17 protein-coding genes are annotated in these 18,628 nt (G+C 72.7%); 11 read left to right on the top strand and 6 right to left on the bottom strand.

Features of this window, described 5'->3' with window-relative positions; all coding sequences use genetic code 11:
• Positions 1-242: acetyl-CoA carboxylase biotin carboxyl carrier protein subunit (locus ACWGIS_RS33805; RefSeq protein ID WP_453366322.1), on the top strand; the 242-nt coding region annotated here is incomplete at its 5' end.
• A gap of 460 nt (positions 243-702) precedes the next feature.
• On the opposite strand, the gene ACWGIS_RS33800 is transcribed toward ACWGIS_RS33805, so the two are convergent.
• Positions 703-1,677 carry a DeoR/GlpR family DNA-binding transcription regulator gene (locus ACWGIS_RS33800; RefSeq protein WP_453366321.1) on the bottom strand — a complete coding sequence of 325 codons (975 nt, stop codon included), beginning with the start codon at positions 1,675-1,677 and terminating at the stop codon, positions 703-705.
• Positions 1,678-2,023: 346 nt separating this feature from the next.
• Positions 2,024-3,523, bottom strand: coding sequence for an NAD(P)H-quinone dehydrogenase (locus ACWGIS_RS33795; protein ID WP_453366320.1), 1,500 nt, complete (start codon positions 3,521-3,523; stop codon positions 2,024-2,026).
• A 56-nt stretch (positions 3,524-3,579) separates the two neighbouring features.
• On the opposite strand from ACWGIS_RS33795, the gene ACWGIS_RS33790 reads away from it, so the two are divergent.
• The 3 genes from ACWGIS_RS33790 (at position 3,580) to ACWGIS_RS33780 (ending at position 6,855) form a co-directional block, all read left to right on the top strand.
• Complete coding sequence (locus ACWGIS_RS33790) at positions 3,580-4,017, top strand: gamma-glutamylcyclotransferase (RefSeq protein WP_121405665.1); 438 nt, start codon at positions 3,580-3,582, stop codon at positions 4,015-4,017.
• Between the two features lie 151 nt (positions 4,018-4,168).
• Positions 4,169-4,993: a purine-nucleoside phosphorylase gene (locus ACWGIS_RS33785; RefSeq protein WP_453366319.1), complete on the top strand. Its 825-nt coding sequence runs from the start codon at positions 4,169-4,171 to the stop codon at positions 4,991-4,993.
• A 230-nt stretch (positions 4,994-5,223) separates the two neighbouring features.
• Positions 5,224-6,855, top strand: a complete 1,632-nt coding sequence (locus ACWGIS_RS33780) for a phospho-sugar mutase (RefSeq protein ID WP_453366318.1) — start codon at positions 5,224-5,226, stop codon at positions 6,853-6,855.
• 261 nt (positions 6,856-7,116) lie between these two features.
• On the opposite strand, the gene ACWGIS_RS33775 is transcribed toward ACWGIS_RS33780, so the two are convergent.
• Positions 7,117-8,763 carry a hypothetical protein gene (locus ACWGIS_RS33775; RefSeq protein WP_453366317.1) on the bottom strand — a complete coding sequence of 549 codons (1,647 nt, stop codon included), beginning with the start codon at positions 8,761-8,763 and terminating at the stop codon, positions 7,117-7,119.
• Positions 8,764-9,117: 354 nt separating this feature from the next.
• Positions 9,118-9,759, bottom strand: coding sequence for a PH domain-containing protein (locus ACWGIS_RS33770; protein ID WP_453366316.1), 642 nt, complete (start codon positions 9,757-9,759; stop codon positions 9,118-9,120).
• 112 nt (positions 9,760-9,871) lie between these two features.
• On the opposite strand from ACWGIS_RS33770, the gene deoC reads away from it, so the two are divergent.
• From deoC to ACWGIS_RS33755, 3 genes are read left to right on the top strand one after another with little or no spacing between them, the layout of a single operon-like run.
• Positions 9,872-10,828 carry a deoxyribose-phosphate aldolase gene (gene deoC / locus ACWGIS_RS33765; RefSeq protein ID WP_453366323.1) on the top strand — a complete coding sequence of 319 codons (957 nt, stop codon included), beginning with the start codon at positions 9,872-9,874 and terminating at the stop codon, positions 10,826-10,828.
• 5 nt (positions 10,829-10,833) lie between these two features.
• The gene (locus tag ACWGIS_RS33760; protein WP_453366315.1) at positions 10,834-12,285 is read left to right on the top strand and encodes an aldehyde dehydrogenase family protein; all 1,452 of its coding nucleotides are present in this window, start codon (positions 10,834-10,836) and stop codon (positions 12,283-12,285) included.
• Positions 12,278-13,165 (top strand): aldehyde dehydrogenase family protein, encoded by an 888-nt coding sequence (locus tag ACWGIS_RS33755; protein WP_453366314.1) that lies wholly within the window; start codon positions 12,278-12,280, stop codon positions 13,163-13,165. The genes ACWGIS_RS33760 and ACWGIS_RS33755 overlap by 8 nt, the downstream gene beginning before the upstream one ends.
• Positions 13,166-13,289: 124 nt before the next feature.
• Here ACWGIS_RS33755 and ACWGIS_RS33750 read toward each other — a convergent pair whose 3' ends face one another.
• The gene (locus tag ACWGIS_RS33750; protein WP_453366313.1) at positions 13,290-13,691 is read right to left on the bottom strand and encodes a hypothetical protein; all 402 of its coding nucleotides are present in this window, start codon (positions 13,689-13,691) and stop codon (positions 13,290-13,292) included.
• Positions 13,692-13,818: 127 nt separating this feature from the next.
• Between ACWGIS_RS33750 and ACWGIS_RS33745 the strand changes: the two genes are divergently transcribed.
• Positions 13,819-14,454 (top strand): uridine kinase family protein, encoded by a 636-nt coding sequence (locus ACWGIS_RS33745; RefSeq protein WP_453366312.1) that lies wholly within the window; start codon positions 13,819-13,821, stop codon positions 14,452-14,454.
• A gap of 209 nt (positions 14,455-14,663) precedes the next feature.
• Here the strand turns inward: ACWGIS_RS33745 and ACWGIS_RS33740 are convergent, their stop codons facing one another.
• Entirely contained in the window at positions 14,664-15,425 is a 762-nt protein-coding gene (locus tag ACWGIS_RS33740; RefSeq protein ID WP_453366311.1) for a SigE family RNA polymerase sigma factor, read from the bottom strand.
• A 261-nt stretch (positions 15,426-15,686) separates the two neighbouring features.
• On the opposite strand from ACWGIS_RS33740, the gene afsQ1 reads away from it, so the two are divergent.
• The 3 genes from afsQ1 to ACWGIS_RS33725 are packed head-to-tail and all read left to right on the top strand — an operon-like array spanning position 15,687 to position 18,528.
• Entirely contained in the window at positions 15,687-16,364 is a 678-nt protein-coding gene (gene afsQ1 / locus ACWGIS_RS33735; protein ID WP_217452845.1) for a two-component system response regulator AfsQ1, read from the top strand.
• Positions 16,361-17,911 (top strand): ATP-binding protein, encoded by a 1,551-nt coding sequence (locus ACWGIS_RS33730; RefSeq protein WP_453366310.1) that lies wholly within the window; start codon positions 16,361-16,363, stop codon positions 17,909-17,911. Before afsQ1 ends, ACWGIS_RS33730 begins: the two co-directional genes overlap by 4 nt.
• Positions 17,908-18,528 carry a hypothetical protein gene (locus ACWGIS_RS33725; RefSeq protein ID WP_453366309.1) on the top strand — a complete coding sequence of 207 codons (621 nt, stop codon included), beginning with the start codon at positions 17,908-17,910 and terminating at the stop codon, positions 18,526-18,528. Before ACWGIS_RS33730 ends, ACWGIS_RS33725 begins: the two co-directional genes overlap by 4 nt.
• The last annotated feature ends 100 nt before the right edge of the window (positions 18,529-18,628 follow it).

The following is an 18,628-nucleotide window of genomic DNA, read 5'->3' as shown; positions in this document are numbered from 1 at the left end:
CCAAGAAGTCCGGCCCCGCCGCCTCCGGCGACACCCTCGCCTCCCCCATGCAGGGCACCATCGTCAAGGTCGCCGTCGAAGAAGGCCAGGAAGTCAAGGAAGGCGACCTCGTCGTCGTCCTCGAAGCGATGAAAATGGAACAACCCCTCAACGCCCACCGCTCCGGCACCATCAAGAACCTCACCGCCGAAGTCGGCGCCTCCCTCACCTCCGGCGCCCCCATCTGCGACATCAAGGACTGACCAGCACCACACGGAAGCGCCCGGCCCTGCTCAGGGGCCGGGCGCTTCGACGTACGACGAACATCAGCGGCACGCATGCCCCCAGCCGGAACCACGACGACCCGCAGCCGCCCTCGCACGGAAGGGGCCGTGCCGGCCGGACGGAAGGCGCACCACGCCCCGGCAGTCACCAGGGTTGGGACAACGGGCCCGCAGTCGCCCACGCTCCGAAGGGGCCGGGCCGGTACATCACATGCCCGTTGCGGGCCGGGCAGGCAACTCCGGCCCGCCCCACGACCGAGTGGCACGCCCGGCATGCAACGGGCGGATGCACCGGCACGGCCCCGACCCACCGCCGGACGGAAGGCGCACCACGCCCCGGCAGGCACCGCTCCTCCACGCCCGGAAGGCACCGGCATCCACGCCCCCGGCGAGCACCACGTACCGCCCGCCCGGCCGACGCGCCCCGCGCGAAACCCCGTCAGCGACGGCGCAAGTCAGCCACCCGGGCGCGCTCCCCGGGAGCCTGCTCCCCCAGCACGGTCGCGCTCCGCAACTGCGCCCCCGCCCCCGGCACCTGCCCCCGGCGCGGCCCGGGCAACGGCATGTCCCGGCGCGACTGACGCCCCGCCGGGCCCGTATCACCCCCCGCACCTCCGGAGGACGACCCCGACGACGACCCGGCCACGGCGATCTGCACGCCCTGGTCGGCCAGGGCCTGCAACTCCGTGCCCGCCCGGTCGTCGTGCGCCGGCGGTTCGTCCGTCACCAGCCGGGTGATCAGATCCGTCGGCACGGTCTGGAACATCGTGTCGGTGCCGAGCTTGGTGTGGTCGGCGAGGACCACGACCTCCCCCGCCGCCTGCACCAGCGCGCGGTCGACGGACGCCGACAGCATGTTGGACGTCGACAGCCCCCGCTCTGCGGTCAGACCGCTCCCCGAGAGGAAGGCCCGGGAGACCCGCAGCCCCTGGAGGGACTGCTCGGCCCCGCTGCCCACCAGGGCGTAGTTGGAGCCGCGCAGGGTGCCGCCGGTCATCACGACCTCCACGCGATTGGCATGGGCCAACGCCTGGGCCACCAGCAGCGAGTTGGTGACGACGGTCAGACCGGGCACCCGCGCGAGCCGGCGGGCCAGCTCCTGGGTGGTGGTTCCCGCCCCCACCACGATGGCCTCGCCCTCTTCGACGAGACCCGCGGCGAGGTCGGCGATGGCCGTCTTCTCGGCGGTCGCGAGATGCGATTTCTGCGGAAAGCCGGACTCCCGCGTGAACCCGCCCGGCAATACCGCACCGCCGTGCCGGCGGTCGAGGAGTCCTTCTGCCTCCAGTGCGCGCACGTCCCGCCGTACGGTCACTTCGGAGGTCTGGACGACGCGGGCGAGTTCACGGAGCGACACGGCCCCGTTCGCTCGCACCATTTCGAGGATCAATTGGCGACGTTCTGCAGCGAACACGAAACTGACAGTAACCCCAACGACCGTCTGCTTTCAGCAGTTTGCGCCGAATAACAGAAGTTGTTCGCACAGAGGGACACGAAGTGGTATACGGGCCTACGCCCGGCGCCTATGCCGCGAGAATGGGCGGCCACTCCCCGTGACCGGCGCCGCCCACCACCGGCCCGACCGGCCGGAACACCCCGGACCGGCCCTCGCGCCGCTGCTCAGCGACCACGACGCACGCCCGCGACCACGCCGTACGCGAGCCGCCGCGAGCCCCGCCACCCGCCGGACGCGCCCCCGCGAGCACCCCGGCACCCGCGCCCGGCACGCGCGTCCGGGACCGCCGTCCGGCAGGAACCGATCAGCCCTCGCCCTCGGTCTTCCGGGTGTGCAACTGCCGGGCCACCTCCGCGATCGATCCCGACAGGGACGGATACACGGTGAACGCGTTCGCGATCTGCTCGACGGTCAGGTTGTTGTCGACCGCGAGCGAGATGGGGTGGATGAGTTCCGAGGCGCGCGGCGCGACGACGACACCACCGACCACGATCCCCGTACCGGGGCGGCAGAAGATCTTGACGAAGCCGTCCCGGATGCCCTGCATCTTGGCGCGGGGGTTGCGCAGCAGCGGCAGCTTGACGACCCGGGCGTCGATCTTGCCGCCGTCGACGTCCGCCTGGGTGTACCCGACGGTCGCGATCTCGGGGTCGGTGAAGACGTTCGACGAGACCGTCTTGAGGTTCAGCGGGGCGACCGCGTCACCGAGGAAGTGGTACATCGCGATGCGGCCCTGCATGGCGGCCACGGAGGCGAGCGCGAAGACGCCGGTCACGTCACCGGCGGCGTAGACCCCGGGGGCCGTGGTCCTGGACACCTTGTCGGTCCAGATGTGGCCGGACTCCTTGACCTTGACCCCGGCCTCCTCCAGTCCCATGCCGCTGGAGTTCGGGATGGCGCCGACGGCCATGAGGCAGTGCGACCCGGTGATGACCCGGCCGTCGGCGAGCGTGACCTCGACGCGGTCGCCCACCCGCTTGGCGGCCTGGGCGCGCGAGCGGGCCATGACGTTCATGCCGCGGCGCCGGAAGACGTCCTCCAGCACGGCGGCGGCGTCCGGGTCCTCGCCCGGCAGCACACGGTCACGGCTGGAAACGAGCGTGACGCGCGAGCCCAGCGCCTGATAGGCGCCGGCGAACTCGGCGCCGGTGACGCCGGAGCCGACCACGATGAGCTCCTCGGGAAGCTCGTCCAGGTCGTAGACCTGCGTCCAGTTCAGGATCCGCTCGCCGTCCGGCTGCGCGTCGGGCAGCTCGCGGGGGTGCCCGCCGGTGGCGATGAGGACCGCGTCCGCGACGAGGGTCTCCTCGTTCCCGTCGGCCGCGCGCACGACGACCTTGCGGGAGCCGTCCATGGCCTGCTGCCCGTCGAGCCGGCCGCGCCCGCGCAGCACGCGGGCCCCGGCGCGGGTGACGGAGGCGGTGATGTCGTGGGACTGGGCGAGGGCGAGCCGCTTCACCCGGCGGTTCACCTTGCCGAGGTCGACGCCGACCACCCGGGCGGCCTGCTCCATCGGCGGGGTGTCGTCCGCGACGATGATGCCGAGTTCCTCGTACGACGAGTCGAAGGTGGTCATCACCTCGGCCGTCGCGATCAGGGTCTTCGACGGGACGCAGTCGGTGAGCACCGACGCCCCGCCCAGACCGTCGCAGTCGACGACGGTCACCTCCGCGCCGAGTTGGGCGGCCACCAGGGCCGCCTCGTATCCGCCGGGTCCGCCACCGATGATCACGATCCGAGTCACGTACTCCATTGTCCCGCACGCGCCAAGGTGCTTCCGCCCGGGGGCCCGCCGAGCGTGCATTCGAGCGACTTCTGTTACGCGGGGGGCGGGGTCGCGGCTGCCGTACCCTCGACCCCATGTCGCTCTACGCCGCGTACGCCGGCAATCTCGACCCGCGGCTCATGACGCGCCGCGCCCCGCACTCGCCGCTGCGCGCCACCGGCTGGCTGAACGGCTGGCGGCTGACCTTCGCCGGTGAGCACATGGGCTGGGAGGGCGCGCTGGCGACGATCGTCGAGGCACCGCGGTCCCAGGTGTTCGTGGCGCTGTACGACGTCGCGCCGCTGGACGAGGACTCGATGGACCGCTGGGAGGGCGTGGGCCTCGACATCTACCGCCGGATGCGCGTACGGGTGCACACCCTGGAGGGCGAGGAACCCGCCTGGGTGTACGTGCTGAACGGGTACGAGGGCGGGCTGCCGTCGGCCAGGTACCTGGGCGAGATCGCCGACGCGGCGGAATCGGCCGGGGCGCCGCACGACTACGTCATGGAACTCCGCAAGCGTCCCTGCTGACACACGGCCGCCCGCCCGCGGGTCGCCGCCCGGCACGGGCCCTGCGGGCGGCACCGTGCCCCGCTTTCGTGGGAAACGACAAGACAACGATCGCATGACCGTGAGCTCTGTCATCTACGCGCGTAGGCCGAGACCGGCTACCCTCATGCGCGTGAACGCATCTCTTCTTCCGGACGACATCCAGGGCGATCCCTACGCCGCCGCCGACGCCGCCGCCGCGCGCCTGCGCGAGCTCACGGGCGCCGAGACCCACGACGTCGCCCTCGTGATGGGCTCCGGCTGGGCTCCGGCCGTGGACGCCCTCGGGGTCCCCGAGGCCGAGTTCCAGGTCACCGAGCTGCCCGGCTTCCCGCCGCCGGTGGTCGAGGGCCACGGCGGCAAGATCCGCTCGTACCGCATCGGCGGCAAGCGGGCGCTGGTCTTCCTGGGCCGCACCCACTATTACGAGGGCCGCGGCGTCGCCGCCGTCGCGCACGGCGTCCGCACCGCCGTCGCCGCCGGCTGCAAGACGATCGTGCTCACCAACGGCTGCGGCGGCCTGCGCGAGGGCATGCGCCCCGGCCAGCCGGTCCTGATCAGCGACCACATCAACCTGACGGCGACCTCGCCGATCGTGGGCGCGAACTTCGTGGACCTCACGGACCTGTACTCGCCGCGCCTGCGCGCCCTGTGCAAGGAGGTGGACGCCACCCTGGAGGAGGGCGTCTACGCGCAGTTCCCCGGCCCGCACTACGAGACGCCCGCCGAGATCCGCATGGCCCGTGTCATCGGGGCGGACCTGGTCGGCATGTCGACCGTCCTGGAGGCGATCGCCGCACGTGAGGCCGGTGCCGAGGTCCTCGGCATCTCGCTCGTCACCAACCTCGCCGCCGGTATGACGGGCGAGCCCCTCAACCACGAGGAGGTCCTCCAGGCGGGCCGCGACTCGGCCGCCCGCATGGGCGCCCTCCTCACCCAGGTGCTGGACCGCATCTGACCCGGCCGGGCCCCTGCTGTCCGGCGCCGGCGCTTCCGTGCTCGACGGCCGGGGGACGGGCGGCGGGCTCTCCCGGCGGGACTCCCGGCCCCCCGGCGTACGAGGAACGGGGGCCGGGCCGGGCGCCGCGCACCTGAACGGGTCCGGGGCGTGCCGTGCGGGAGCGCCCGGGACGAAACCCGGGTACACAGCAACGTACGACGCAGACGAAGACGAGAGGTTGACCCCACGTGCAGGACGAACTCATCGCACGGGCCGAGGCATGGCTGGCCGAGGACCCCGACGCGGAGACGCGTGAGGAACTCGCCAAGCTCATCGAGTCCGGGGACACCGCCGAGCTCGCCGCACGCTTCGGCGGCACCCTCCAGTTCGGCACCGCCGGCCTGCGGGGCGAGCTGGGCGCGGGCCCGATGCGCATGAACCGCTCCGTGGTCGTCCGGGCGGCCGCCGGCCTCGCCGCGTACCTCCGGGCGCAGGGCCGGACGGACGGCCTCGTCGTCATCGGCTACGACGCCCGCCACAAGTCCGCCGACTTCGCCCGGGACACCGCCGCCGTGATGACCGGCGCCGGGCTCCGGGCCGCCGTCCTGCCCCGTCCGCTGCCCACCCCGGTCCTGGCCTTCGCCATACGGCACCTCGGGGCGGTCGCGGGCGTGGAGGTCACCGCCAGCCACAACCCGCCGCGCGACAACGGCTACAAGGTGTACCTCGGCGACGGTTCGCAGATCGTCCCGCCCGCCGACGCGGAGATCGCGGCGGAGATCGACGCCGTGCGCGCGCTCGCCGACGTGCCGCGCCCGGACAGCGGCTGGGAGACCCTGGACGACAGCGTCCTGGAGGCCTACCTGGCCCGCACGGACGCGGCCCTGGCGCCCGGCTCGCCCCGGACGGCCCGCACGGTCTACACGGCCATGCACGGTGTCGGCAAGGAGACGCTGCTCGGTGCCTTCGCGCGGGCCGGCTTCCCGGAGCCCGTCCTCGTCGCCGAGCAGGCGGAGCCGGACCCGGACTTCCCGACGGTCGCGTTCCCGAACCCGGAGGAGCCGGGCGCGATGGACCTGGCCTTCGCGAAGGCGCGCGAGACCGAGCCGGACCTGATCATCGCCAACGACCCGGACGCCGACCGCTGCGCGGTGGCCGTCAAGGACGGTGCCGACTGGCGCATGCTCCGCGGCGACGAGGTCGGCGCGCTGCTCGCCGAGCACCTGGTCCGCAAGGGCGCGCGCGGCACGTTCGCCGAGTCGATCGTCTCGTCCTCGCTGCTCGGCCGGATCGCCGAGAAGGCGGGCCTCGCTTACGAGGAGACCCTGACCGGCTTCAAGTGGATCGCACGGGTGGAGGGCCTGCGGTACGGCTACGAGGAGGCGCTGGGCTACTGCGTCGACCCCGACGGCGTACGCGACAAGGACGGCATCACCGCCGCCCTGGTCGTCACGGAGCTGGCCTCCGAGCTCAAGGAACAGGGCCGCACGCTGCTGGACCTCCTCGACGACATCGCCGTGGAGTACGGCCTGCACGCCACCGACCAGCTCTCGGTCCGGGTGGACGACCTCTCGGTCATCGCGAGCGCGATGCGGCGCCTGCGCGAGCAGCCGCCGACCCGGCTCGCGGGCCTGACGATCGAGAAGTCCGAGGACCTGACGCGGGGCACGGACAGGCTCCCGCCCACCGACGGGCTGCGCTACACCCTGGACGGCGCCCGGGTGATCGTCCGCCCGAGCGGCACGGAGCCCAAGCTGAAGTGCTACCTGGAGGTCGTGGTGCCGGTGGCGAACCACGACGGCCTTCCCGAGGCCCGCACCAGGGCGAGCGGCCTGCTGGCCATGATCAAGCAGGACCTGTCGGCGGCCGCCGGCATCTGAGCCACCGCCCCCACCCCCAGGTACGACGCACGACGCACGACGAGACGAAGCCCCGGTCCGGCTCCCCGGACCGGGGCTTCGGCCGTGCTCCCGCGGCGCCCGGCCGCACCACGCAGGCGAGCCGTGGCAGGCGGACCCGGCGCGGCTCGGCTCGGCGCGGCGTGGCTTGGCTTGGCACCGCTCAGCACCGCTCAGCACCGCTCAGCGCGGCTCAGCGCGGCTCAGCGCGGCTCAACGCGGCCCGGCGCGGCCCGGCGCGGCTCACGGCAGGAAGACCAGCACCGCCGCCCAGGCCGTCGCGCCGAGCACGCTCAGCGGCCACAGCGGCCGCCCGCGCTCCCGTCCGCCGCTGCCCCCGGTGGGCCGCAGCGCCGGGTCCCGCCACATGGCGGTGATCTCGGCGGCCGTCCTCTCGTAGGGGTGGATCCGGCCGAAGCGCCGCTCCAGCCAGGGCAGCCGCGGGCCGCGGACCCGCCACTCGGGGAACGAGGCCCGGTGGCTGTCCACCCTCAGCAGGGTGTTCCGGCACTCGACGACCCTGAGGTGGTCCCAGGCGACGTGCCGGGTGCCCCGCAGGTCGTTGAGCCACAGCCCGGAGCTGTCGGCGGTGATGCGCCAGGCCGCCTTGCGGGGCAGCGACAGCACGCCCAGGAGGCCGGCCGCCGCGCCGAAGACGTAGCGCCACACGCCGTCCTGGCCTGTCAGCAGAAAGCAGCCGAACAGTACGAGCCCGGCGGCACCGAGCCGGTCCCACCAGCCCGCGCCCCAGCGCCGTACGGGCACCGAACCCGCGTCCAGCGTCCGCACCGCGGCGGCGCGTTGCTCCTCCTGCGCCTCCTCGCGGGCCGCGGCCTTCCGCAGCGCGGCGACCCGGCGCCGCGCGGCACCCTCCGACAGGGGGCGTACGGGCCCCGTCGACCAGGCGCGCGCGGGCGGCTCGTCGGCGTCCTCCTCGGCGCTGACCAGGAATATCTCGGCGCCGTCGCGGGGCACGCCGTGGAGGACGGCCTCCTTCAGCGGGCCGGGGGTGTCGAGACCGGCGAGAAGCTCCGCCAGCTCGTCGTCCTCGTCGTTGTCGTCCTCACCGTCCTCGTCCTCGTCGTCGGACGGCAGTTCCCGCAGGCCCACGACGAACAGCGGCCGGCCCGCCTCCCGGTCGTCCGCGGCGAAGACCTCGGTGTCGCCGTTGCCGTCGTCGCGCACCAGGACGCGCAGCACCGGTACCGGGGCGCGGCGCAGGGCGGCGGCCCGGCGCCGGGCCAGCACGCCGGAGAGGACGGCCGTCAGGCCGAGGCCGAGCGCGCACCAGCCCGCCGTCCGGGACACCTCGGGGTCGCCGGTGAGGTCCCAGGCGTCCGCCGTCGCCACGAGGACGCCGCCGAGCACCGCGAGGACGAGCCCGGCGGGGACGAGGGCCGTCCCGCGCTCCGGCGGCCGGTCCTCGCCGGGCAGCGGCGCGGTCACGCCGCCGGCCGCGGCGAGCGCGGCCTCGCGCTGACGCGCCCAGGACCGCAGCCGTACGCACGTGACCACCCAGGACACGGTCAGTGCCGCGAGGACCGGGACGGTCACCGCCCACGGCAGGCGGGGGTGCTGCGTGAGGAGGACGACGGCCAGGGCGGGAGCCGTGACGGGTACGGTCTCGGGGCGCACCGACACCCAGACGACGTGGCAGGCGAGCAGCGCGGCCACGTACGGGCGTACGTCCGCGAGCGCGGGCAGCAGGAAGGGCGAGGCGGCGACGAGGGCGGCGAGGGGCAGGTGGTAGCGCGCCCGGCCGCGTACGGGGGCCCAGCGCGGCGGCAGCGCCCGGGTCCAGCGGCGGGCCTGCTCGCCGTCCCAGGCCCGGCAGGCGTCGGGCACGGCGGAGGCGGGCAGCCGCGCGGGCGCCTCAAGATTCGTACTCATCGATGTCCAGACGCTCGGACCACCCACGTGGTTGCCCCGGACACGGAAAGGGCCCGAGCACGGGAAACGCCGGTCAGGGACGGGCCCACACGCTCACCGGAACGGCCCGAGCACGGAGGACGCCGGTCGCGGTCGGGCTCTCACGCCCACCGGAAACGGACGGCGCGCGACGGTCACCGGCGCCCGGACCCGCCCGCCTCACCACTCACCGCAAGCAGCCGAAGCACCGCGACCCGAGCGGACGAACCCGCCCGCGTCACCACGTCGCAGCCCACGGACCCGCGGACCCACCCGCCCCGGCACTCACCGCAAACCGCACCGCAGCCCGCGCCGGCCCGGGAGGGAGCGGTCACCTCATCCGGTCGCGAGCAGGATCACGAGCAGCAGCGCCCCCGCGATCACCGGGCCCAGCACCTCGTACGCCCAGCGCACGGTGACCTCGCCCTGGGCGCTCGGTGCCGCGGCGCGGTCCCGGAGGAGGTCCCGCAGGTCGTCCATGATCTGGTCGGCCGGCGCGCGGGTCGGTTCGGTCGCGATCGCGGACGTGCGGCCGCTGGTGTCCGCGGCGGCGTTGCGCGACTGCCGCCTGGCGGCGCGCTTGCGGGCGCGCAGGGAGACGGGCACGGCCCAGAGCTGGTACTTGGTGCCCGCGGCGTCGACCACCTCGTTGGAGTAGCCGGAGCGCAGCGAGCCGACGCTGCCCCAGGGCAGCACGATCACCCGGAACGGGTTGCGCACGCGCAGCCGGTCCTCGCTCGCGAAGACGGCGGGGCGCAGGGTGAAGGCGGTCACCAGCGGGACGAGCAGGAGCAGCGCGGCGAGCGCCACCCACGGCGTGCGCCCGTGACCGATGATCAGCGCGTCGATGCCGAGCCAGCCCGTGATGACGAGCAGCAGCACGCCGCCCGCGACACCCGCGGACGACCGGTAGGTCCGGTCGCTCAGCTCTGGGTGCGGGGCGTCCGGTGCGGGAGACTGGTGGTCCGGGGTCGTCATGGCCCCGATTGTGCCCGACAGTGGCAGCTGTGCCCGTACACGGTGGTCGAGGTCACTTCCACCACGTGGGGTGTACAGCCGCTACGCGCGTAGATATGCTCAGGTCGTGACCATGCCCACCACTGCATCCGCTGCTCATGCACTCACGGACGTCGCCGCGTCCGACAGCACGCTGCGCCGCTTCCTCCACGGGCTGCCCGGCGTCGACGCGGTCGGCCTGGAGGCGCGCGCCGCCTCCCTCGGCACCCGTTCCATCAAGACCACGGCGAAGGCGTACGCCATCGATCTCGCCATCTCGATGGTCGACCTGACGACGCTGGAAGGCGCGGACACCCCGGGCAAGGTCCGGGCGCTCGGCGCCAAGGCGGTCCGCCCGGACCCGACGGACCGGACGACGCCGAGCACCGCCGCCGTCTGCGTCTACCCCGACATGGTGGCCGCCGCCAAGCAGGCCGTCGCCGGTTCCGGCGTGAAGGTCGCCTCGGTGGCGACCGCGTTCCCGGCCGGGCGCGCCGCGCTCGACGTGAAGCTGGCCGACGTGCGCGACGCGGTCGCCGCGGGCGCGGACGAGATCGACATGGTCATCGACCGCGGCGCGTTCCTCTCGGGCCGCTTCATGAAGGTGTACGAGGAGATCGTCGCCGTGAAGGAGGCCGCGGGCGCCGCCCGGCTGAAGGTCATCTTCGAGACCGGCGAGCTGTCGACGTACGACAACATCCGGCGGGCCTCCTGGCTCGGGATGCTGGCCGGCGCCGACTTCATCAAGACCTCGACCGGCAAGGTCGCGGTGAACGCGACGCCCGCGAACACGCTGCTCATGCTGGAGGCCGTCCGCGACTTCCGCGCGCAGACCGGTATCCAGGTCGGCGTGAAGCCCGCGGGCGGCATCCGTACCTCCAAGGACGCCATCAAGTTCCTGGTCGTGGTCAACGAGACCGCGGGCGAGGACTGGCTGGACAACCACTGGTTCCGCTTCGGCGCGTCCTCGCTCCTGAACGACCTGCTGATGCAGCGTCAGAAGCTGGCCACCGGCCGCTACTCCGGCCCCGACTACGTGACGGTGGACTGATCACCATGACCATCGAGAAGCGGTCATCCGCATTCGAGTACGCACCGGCGCCCGAGTCCCGCGCCGTCGTCGACATCGCGCCGTCCTACGGCCTGTTCATCGACGGCGAGTTCACCGAGGGCGCCGAAGGCCGGGTCTTCAAGACGGTCAGCCCGTCCACCGAGGAGGTCCTCTCCGAGGTGGCGCAGGCGGGCGCCGAGGACGTCGACCGCGCCGTGAAGGCCGCGCGCCGCGCCTTCGAGAAGTGGTCGGCGCTGCCCGGCTCGGAGCGCGCCAAGTACCTCTTCCGCATCGCCCGGATCATCCAGGAGCGCAGCCGCGAGCTGGCCGTCCTGGAGACGCTGGACAACGGCAAGCCGATCCGGGAGACCCGCGACGCGGACCTCCCGCTGGTCGCCGCGCACTTCTTCTACTACGCGGGCTGGGCCGACAAGCTCGACCACGCCGGCTTCGGCGCGAACCCGCGCCCGCTCGGTGTGGCCGGCCAGGTCATCCCGTGGAACTTCCCGCTGCTGATGCTGGCCTGGAAGATCGCCCCGGCCCTCGCGACCGGCAACACGGTCGTCCTGAAGCCCGCGGAGACGACTCCCCTGTCGGCCCTGTTCTTCGCGGACATCTGCCGCCAGGCGGGCCTGCCCAGGGGCGTCGTCAACATCCTCCCCGGGTACGGAGACACGGGCGCCGCGCTCGTCGAGCACCCGGACGTGAACAAGGTCGCGTTCACCGGCTCGACGGCGGTCGGCAAGGCCATCGCCCGCCAGATCGCCGGCACGCGCAAGAAGGTCACCCTCGAACTGGGCGGCAAGGGCGCGAACATCGTCTTCGACGACGCCCCCATCGACCAGGCCGTCGAGGGCATTGTCACCGGCATCTTCTTCAACCAGGGCCAGGTCTGCTGCGCGGGCTCGCGGCTCCTCGTCCAGGAGTCCGTCCAGGAGGAGCTGCTGGACTCGCTCAAGCGCCGGCTCTCCACGCTGCGCCTCGGCGACCCGCTCGACAAGAACACCGACATCGGCGCGATCAACTCCGCCGAGCAGCTGGCCCGCATCACCACGCTCACCGAGCAGGGCGAGGCCGAGGGCGCCGAGCGCTGGTCCCCGGCCTGCGAACTGCCCTCGTCCGGCTACTGGTTCGCCCCGACGCTCTTCACGAACGTCACCCAGGCGCACACCGTCGCCCGCGACGAGATCTTCGGCCCGGTCCTGTCGGTCCTCACCTTCCGGACGCCGGACGAGGCCGTGGCGAAGGCCAACAACAGCCAGTACGGCCTCTCCGCGGGCATCTGGACGGAGAAGGGCTCCCGCATCCTGGCGGTGGCGAACAAGCTCCGCGCGGGCGTCATCTGGTCCAACACGTTCAACAAGTTCGACCCGACCTCGCCCTTCGGCGGGTACAAGGAGTCGGGCTTCGGCCGCGAGGGCGGCCGCCACGGCCTGGAGGCGTACCTCGATGTCTGATGCGCGACTGTCGGTGTTCAAGACCTACAAGCTGTACGTCGGCGGGAAGTTCCCGCGTTCCGAGAGCGGCCGGGTGTACGAGGTGACCGACTCCAAGGGCAAGTGGCTGGCGAACGCACCCCTCTCCTCCCGCAAGGACGCCCGTGACGCGGTCGTGGCCGCGCGCAAGGCCTTCGGCCCGTGGTCCGGCGCGACCGCCTACAACCGCGGCCAGGTCCTCTACCGCGTCGCGGAGATGCTGGAGGGCCGCCGGGGGCAGTTCGTCCACGAGGTCGCCGACGCCGAGGGCCTGTCGAAGTCGAAGGCGGCCGAGCAGGTCGACGCGACGATCGACCGCTGGGTCTGGTACGCGGGCTGGACCGACAAGATCGCCCAGGTGGTCGGCGGCGGCAACCCGGTGGCGGGCCCGTACTTCAACCTCTCCACGCCGGAGCCGACGGGCGTGGTGGCGGTCCTGGCACCCCAGGCGTCCTCGTTCCTGGGCCTGGTGTCGGTCGTCGCGCCGGTGATCGCGACGGGCAACACCGCCGTCGTGATCGCCTCCGAGAGGTCGCCTCTCCCGGCGCTCTCCCTCGGCGAGGTGCTCGCCACCTCCGACGTCCCCGGCGGAGTCGTCAACGTGCTGTCCGGCCGTACGGCGGAGATCGCCGCTCCGCTGGCCGCGCACCAGGACGTGAACGCCATCGACCTGGCCGGCGCCGACGAGGCGCTCGCCAAGGAGCTGGAGATCGCGGCCGCCGACAACCTGAAGCGCGTCTTCCGTCCACAGCCTGTGGATTACGCGCGCACGCCGGGCATCGAGCGGCTCACGGCGTTCCTGGAGACGAAGACCGTCTGGCACCCGACGGGTTCGCTGGGCGCGTCCGGCTCCGCGTACTGAGCCACCGCGAGCCGGGGGTCACCGCGCCCCGTGGTCTCGGGACCCCGATCCGTGTCCCCGGGGTCCCGTACGCCGGAGAGCCGCGCTTCCCCTCCGTCCAGGGGGAGCGCGGCTCTCTTCACGTTCAGTGCAGCAGCCCGGCCGCCTGCCCGACCACCGGGATGCTGCCCACCGACGGCGCCTGCGCCAGCGGCCCGGTGAGCGCCTGCGAGGTCAGCGGCCGGAAGCCGCCGAACTCGGTGCCGACGCCGTTGTCGAGGGGGTCGACGCCGGTGCCCGCGAGGGGGTTGGGCTTCAGGCCCTCGACCGGTCCCGTGACGTACTGGACGATCCCGGTCACCGCGCCGAGACCGGCCTGGGGGTCGATGTTCCCCAGCGAGGTGGGCCGGGTGTGCATCACGCCGAGGACATCCTGGGACTCCGCGGCGGCGGTCGAGGCTCCCGCTCCGAGCGCCGCGCCCGTCGTCGCGAGGGCCACCAGGGCGCGCCGGGCGGTCGGGCTGTTCAGGGGTGTGAGTGGGGCCATGACTGGTGCCGCCTTCTGCTGCTCAAGGTAATCGGGTCGACACGTAGGGTAGTTGAGGTGTGATGTGCGCTCCAACGCCGACCCGCGGGGTCGGCCGGGGCCGCCCGATGCCTCACACTGGACTCTCGTGAGTTCCCATCCGCCCATACCCGCCCGAGTCGTGCTGCTGTCCGGCCCGTCCGGCTCCGGGAAGTCCCTCCTCGCCGCCCGTTCGGGCCTGCCGGTCCTGCGGCTCGACGACTTCTACAAGGAGGCGTCGGACCCGACCCTGCCCCAGGTGGAGGGGAGTTCCGACATCGACTGGGACCACCCGCTGTCCTGGGACGCGGACACCGCCGTCGCCGCCATCGCCGAGCTGTGCCGCACGGGCCGAACCACCGTGCCCGTCTACGACATCTCGCTGAGCGCGCGTACGGGCACCGAGACCCTGCACATCGACGGCAGCCCGCTGTTCATCGCCGAGGGCATCTTCGCCGCGGAGATCGTCGGCCGCTGCCGCGAACTCGGCGTGCTGGCGGACGCCCTGTGCCTGACCCGGGGCCCCGTCACCACCTTCCGCCGGCGCTTCCTGCGCGATCTGCGGGAGGGCCGCAAGTCCGTGCCGTTCCTGCTGCGCCGCGGCTGGCGCCTGATGCGGGACGAGCGGTCGATCGTGGCCCGGCAGACGGCGCTGGGCGCGTACGCGTGCGACCGGGACGAGGCGCTGGGACGGCTGGCGGGCGCGGCGGCGGACCGCGTCGCGGCCGCCGAGAGCCCGGCCTAGAGAACTCCGGACACACGAGAAGCGGGACCGGACGGACCCCCCGGCCCTCCAGTCCCGCTCTTTCGTGCTCCCCCGTGATCCCAGCGGCTCCCCCCGGAACCGCTCCCCCGTGATCACCGCGGTTCCCCCCGGAACCGCTCCCCCGTCACACCGGCTCCCCCCGGAACCGTTCCCCCGTGTGTCCCCCGTCTCCCCGTTCCCCCGGACCTTCAGGCGACGAGTTCGCCGAAGGACTCCTCCTCGTCACGGCCGAAGCTGAGGACCTCGTCCTCGCGCAGCCGGCGGAGCGACCGCCAGATGCTGGACTTCACCGTGCCGACACTGATGTCGAGGATCTCCGCGATCTCCGGGTCCGTGCGGCCCTCGTAGTAGCGCAGGACCAGCATGGTGCGCTGGAGTTCGGGCAGCCGGGCGAGCGCCTGCCACAGCACGGCGCGCAGCTCGGTGCCGCGCATCGCGTCCGTGTCACCGGCGGTCTCCGGCAGTTCCTCGGTCGGGTACTCGTTCAGCTTGCGCCGGCGCCAGGCGCTGATGTGCAGGTTGGTCATCGTCCGCCGCAGGTAGCCCCCCACCGCGGCCTTGTCGCTGATCCGGTCCCACGCCCGGTACGTCGAGAACAGCGCGCTCTGCAGCAGGTCCTCGGCCTCGAAGCGGTCCCCGGTCAGGTGGTAGGCGGTTGCGTACAGGGAGGCGCGGCGCTCCTGGACATAGGCGGTGAACTCCGCCTCCGACAGCGAGCGACGCTCCCCCGAGCCCTCCCCGTACGCGCTTCCCCCGTCGGCGGCGGACTTCTCCGCCACCGCCGTTCCCCCCGTGAGGGTGTCAACCACCGTCATGTACGCGGTGTGCTGACGCCCGGTGCCGCGAGCGCACCCCCGCCCGCTCACGGCACCGGACTTCTCGTTGCTCCGGTTGACGTCGTGAAGACGCGTGACCACTGCGCTAGTGCTGGTGCTGTGCAGCGTGTTCATCTCGCGCCCCCCGTCGTGGAGTCCCGTTTTCCCTGCGTGCCGTGCTGGTGTCGAAAACTCTGCCGCCGGCACTTCATGGCCGTGTCCGCCGACTGTCACAGGGCTGTCACAGGGGTCACGCCCGGGCGCGTCACGCGTCGATCACGCAGGAGAGCCGTACGACTACGCAGACGGCCCAAGGCGCCTTTCATCTGTGCAAGAGATGGGTGGGAGCGGTTCAACGGTCGATAGACCACCGTGCCATGGGCCAGAATGACGTCCGTGCCTTCCCTGTTGCTGATCGAGGACGACGACGCCATCCGTACGGCCCTGGAGCTCTCTTTGACGCGCCAGGGACACCGTGTGGCCACCGCTGCCACCGGCGAGGACGGTCTGAAGCTGCTGCGAGAGCAACGGCCGGACCTCATCGTGCTGGACGTGATGCTGCCGGGCATCGACGGATTCGAGGTGTGCCGGCGCATCCGGCGCACGGACCAGCTGCCGATCATCCTGCTGACCGCGCGCAGCGACGACATCGACGTGGTGGTCGGGCTGGAGTCGGGCGCCGACGACTACGTGGTCAAGCCGGTGCAGGGGCGCGTCCTCGACGCCCGTATCCGGGCGGTGCTGCGGCGCGGCGAGCGTGAGGCCAACGACGCGGCGACGTTCGGTTCCCTGGTCATCGACCGGGCCGCCATGACGGTCACGAAGAACGGCGAGGACCTGCAACTGACGCCGACCGAGCTGCGGTTGCTCCTGGAGCTGAGCCGCAGGCCCGGACAGGCGCTGTCCCGCCAGCAGTTGCTGCGGCTGGTCTGGGAGCACGACTACCTCGGCGACTCCCGTCTGGTGGACGCGTGCGTGCAGCGCCTGCGCGCGAAGGTGGAGGACGTCCCGTCCTCGCCCACCCTGATCCGTACCGTGCGCGGAGTCGGCTACCGGCTGGACAACCCTCAGTGACACCACCGCAGGACGAGCGCCGCGGCTGGGCCGCGGCGCGCAGGGCGAGACTGGCCGGTCTGCGCTTCACCAGCCTGCGGCTGCGCCTGGTCGTGGTGTTCGGGCTGGTCGCGCTCACCGCGGCGGTGTCGGCGTCGGGGATCGCGTACTGGCTCAACCGCGAGGCCGTGCTCACCCGCACCCAGGACGCGGTGCTGCGCGACTTCCAGCAGGAGATGCAGAACCGTGCCAGCGCCCTGCGCCCGCACCCCACGCAGGACGAACTCCAGCACACGGCCGGGCAGATGGCCGACAGCAGCCAGCGCTTCAGCGTGCTGCTGGTCGAGGCCGACAGGAACGGGCGCACGGTCACGGGCAACTCGGACCTGGACGCGTTCACCCTGGAGGACGTGCCGGAGTCCCTGCAGAAGGCCGTGAACAAGAGGCAGTCGATCTCCTCCGGCAACACGTACGCGTACCACCTGTACTGGCAGCGGATCGTGGAGGACGACGAGCCGTACCTGGTGGCGGGCACGAGGGTGATCGGGGGCGGCCCGACCGGCTACATGCTCAAGTCCCTCGAACCGGAGGCGAAGGACCTCAACTCCCTCGCCTGGTCGCTGGGGATCGCCACGGGCCTGGCGCTGATCGGTTCGGCGCTGCTCGCGCAGGCCGCGGCGACCACGGTCCTCAAGCCGGTGCACCGCCTGGGCACCGCGGCCCGCAGGCTCGGCGAGGGCAAGCTCGACACCCGGCTGCGCGTCTCGGGCACGGACGAGCTGGCCGACCTGTCCCGCACGTTCAACCGCACGGCGGAGTCCCTGGAGAAACGCGTCGCGGACATGAGCGCACGCGACGAGGCGTCCCGCCGCTTCGTCGCCGACATGTCCCACGAACTGCGCACACCGCTGACCGCGATCACCGCCGTGACGGAGGTCCTGGAGGAGGAACTCGACGCGGAGACCGGCAGCGTGGACCCGATGATCGAGCCGGCGGTGCGGCTGGTGGTCAGCGAGACCCGCCGCCTGAACGACCTCGTCGAGAACCTGATGGAGGTCACCCGCTTCGACGCGGGCACGGCCCGGCTGGTCCTGGACGACGTGGACATCGCCGACCAGATCACGGCGTGCATCGACGCGCGCGCCTGGCTGGACGCGGTGGAACTGAACGCGGAGCGCGGCATGATGGTCCGCCTCGACCCGCGTCGGCTCGACGTCATCCTCGCCAACCTGATCGGCAACGCGCTCAAGCACGGCGGGTCGCCGGTGTGCGTCTTCGTCCGCAAGGAGTCCGACGACCTGCTCATCGAGGTCCAGGACCACGGTCCCGGCATTCCCGAGGACGTGCTCCCGCACGTCTTCGACCGCTTCTACAAGGCGAGCGCGTCCCGCCCGCGCTCCGAGGGCAGCGGACTCGGCCTGTCCATCGCCCTGGAGAACGCGCACATCCACGGCGGGGAGATCACGGCGGCCAACTCGCCGAAGGGCGGCGCGGTGTTCACCCTGCGGCTGCCCCAGGACACGTCCGTGCCCCCGGAGGCGGACGGCACGGAGGAGGACGCCGGATGAGGCGACGACTTCGGGGCGTACGCCCCTGGCTGACGCTCGTGGCGTCCGCGGCGCTGCTCACGGGCTGCGGCATCCGCTCGACCCAGGTCCCCACGGACTTCGGCCCCGCGCCGTCCCGGGTGCCCTGCACGCTGTCGGGGTCCGACATCTCCACCCGGTCCGCGCCCGGCATCCCCGTCCAGGTCTTCCTGCTGTGCTCCTCGCAACTGGTCACGGTGGACCGGTCGGTGCGCATCCCGGACGGTACGGCGGAGGCGCAGCGGCGGGTCCTGGTCGCCCAGGGGCTCCTGGACCAGCTCGCGGGAACGCCGTCCTCACCGGAGAAGCAGGCCGGTTACTCGACCGACGTGCGCTCCGGTACACGGGTGAGCGGGCCGCAGGGCAAGGACCCGGAGAACACGTTCCGGCTCAGCACGGCGCCGGAGAAGCTGACGTCGTACGCCCTCGCGCAGATCATCTGCACCTTCGCCAACTCGGAGGCGACCGCGGCGGACGACGGCTCCGTCATCCTGGGCGGCCCCTCCCCCGCCCCGCTGCACCACTACGACTGCACCACCGAGGTCCGCGCCCGCCCCGGCACGGAGTCTCCCCCCTCCACCGACGTCACCGAGAACTGACGCCCGGCGCCGCGCGCGCACCACGGGATCCCGCAGGACCCCGAAGGACCCGAAGGACCCGAAGGACCCCGCGGGAGACCGGCAGGACTCCGGAAGGTGT

It is taken from the genome of Streptomyces sp. NPDC054842, assembly GCF_053611025.1.
This window is presented reverse-complemented; position numbering and strand designations above follow the sequence as displayed.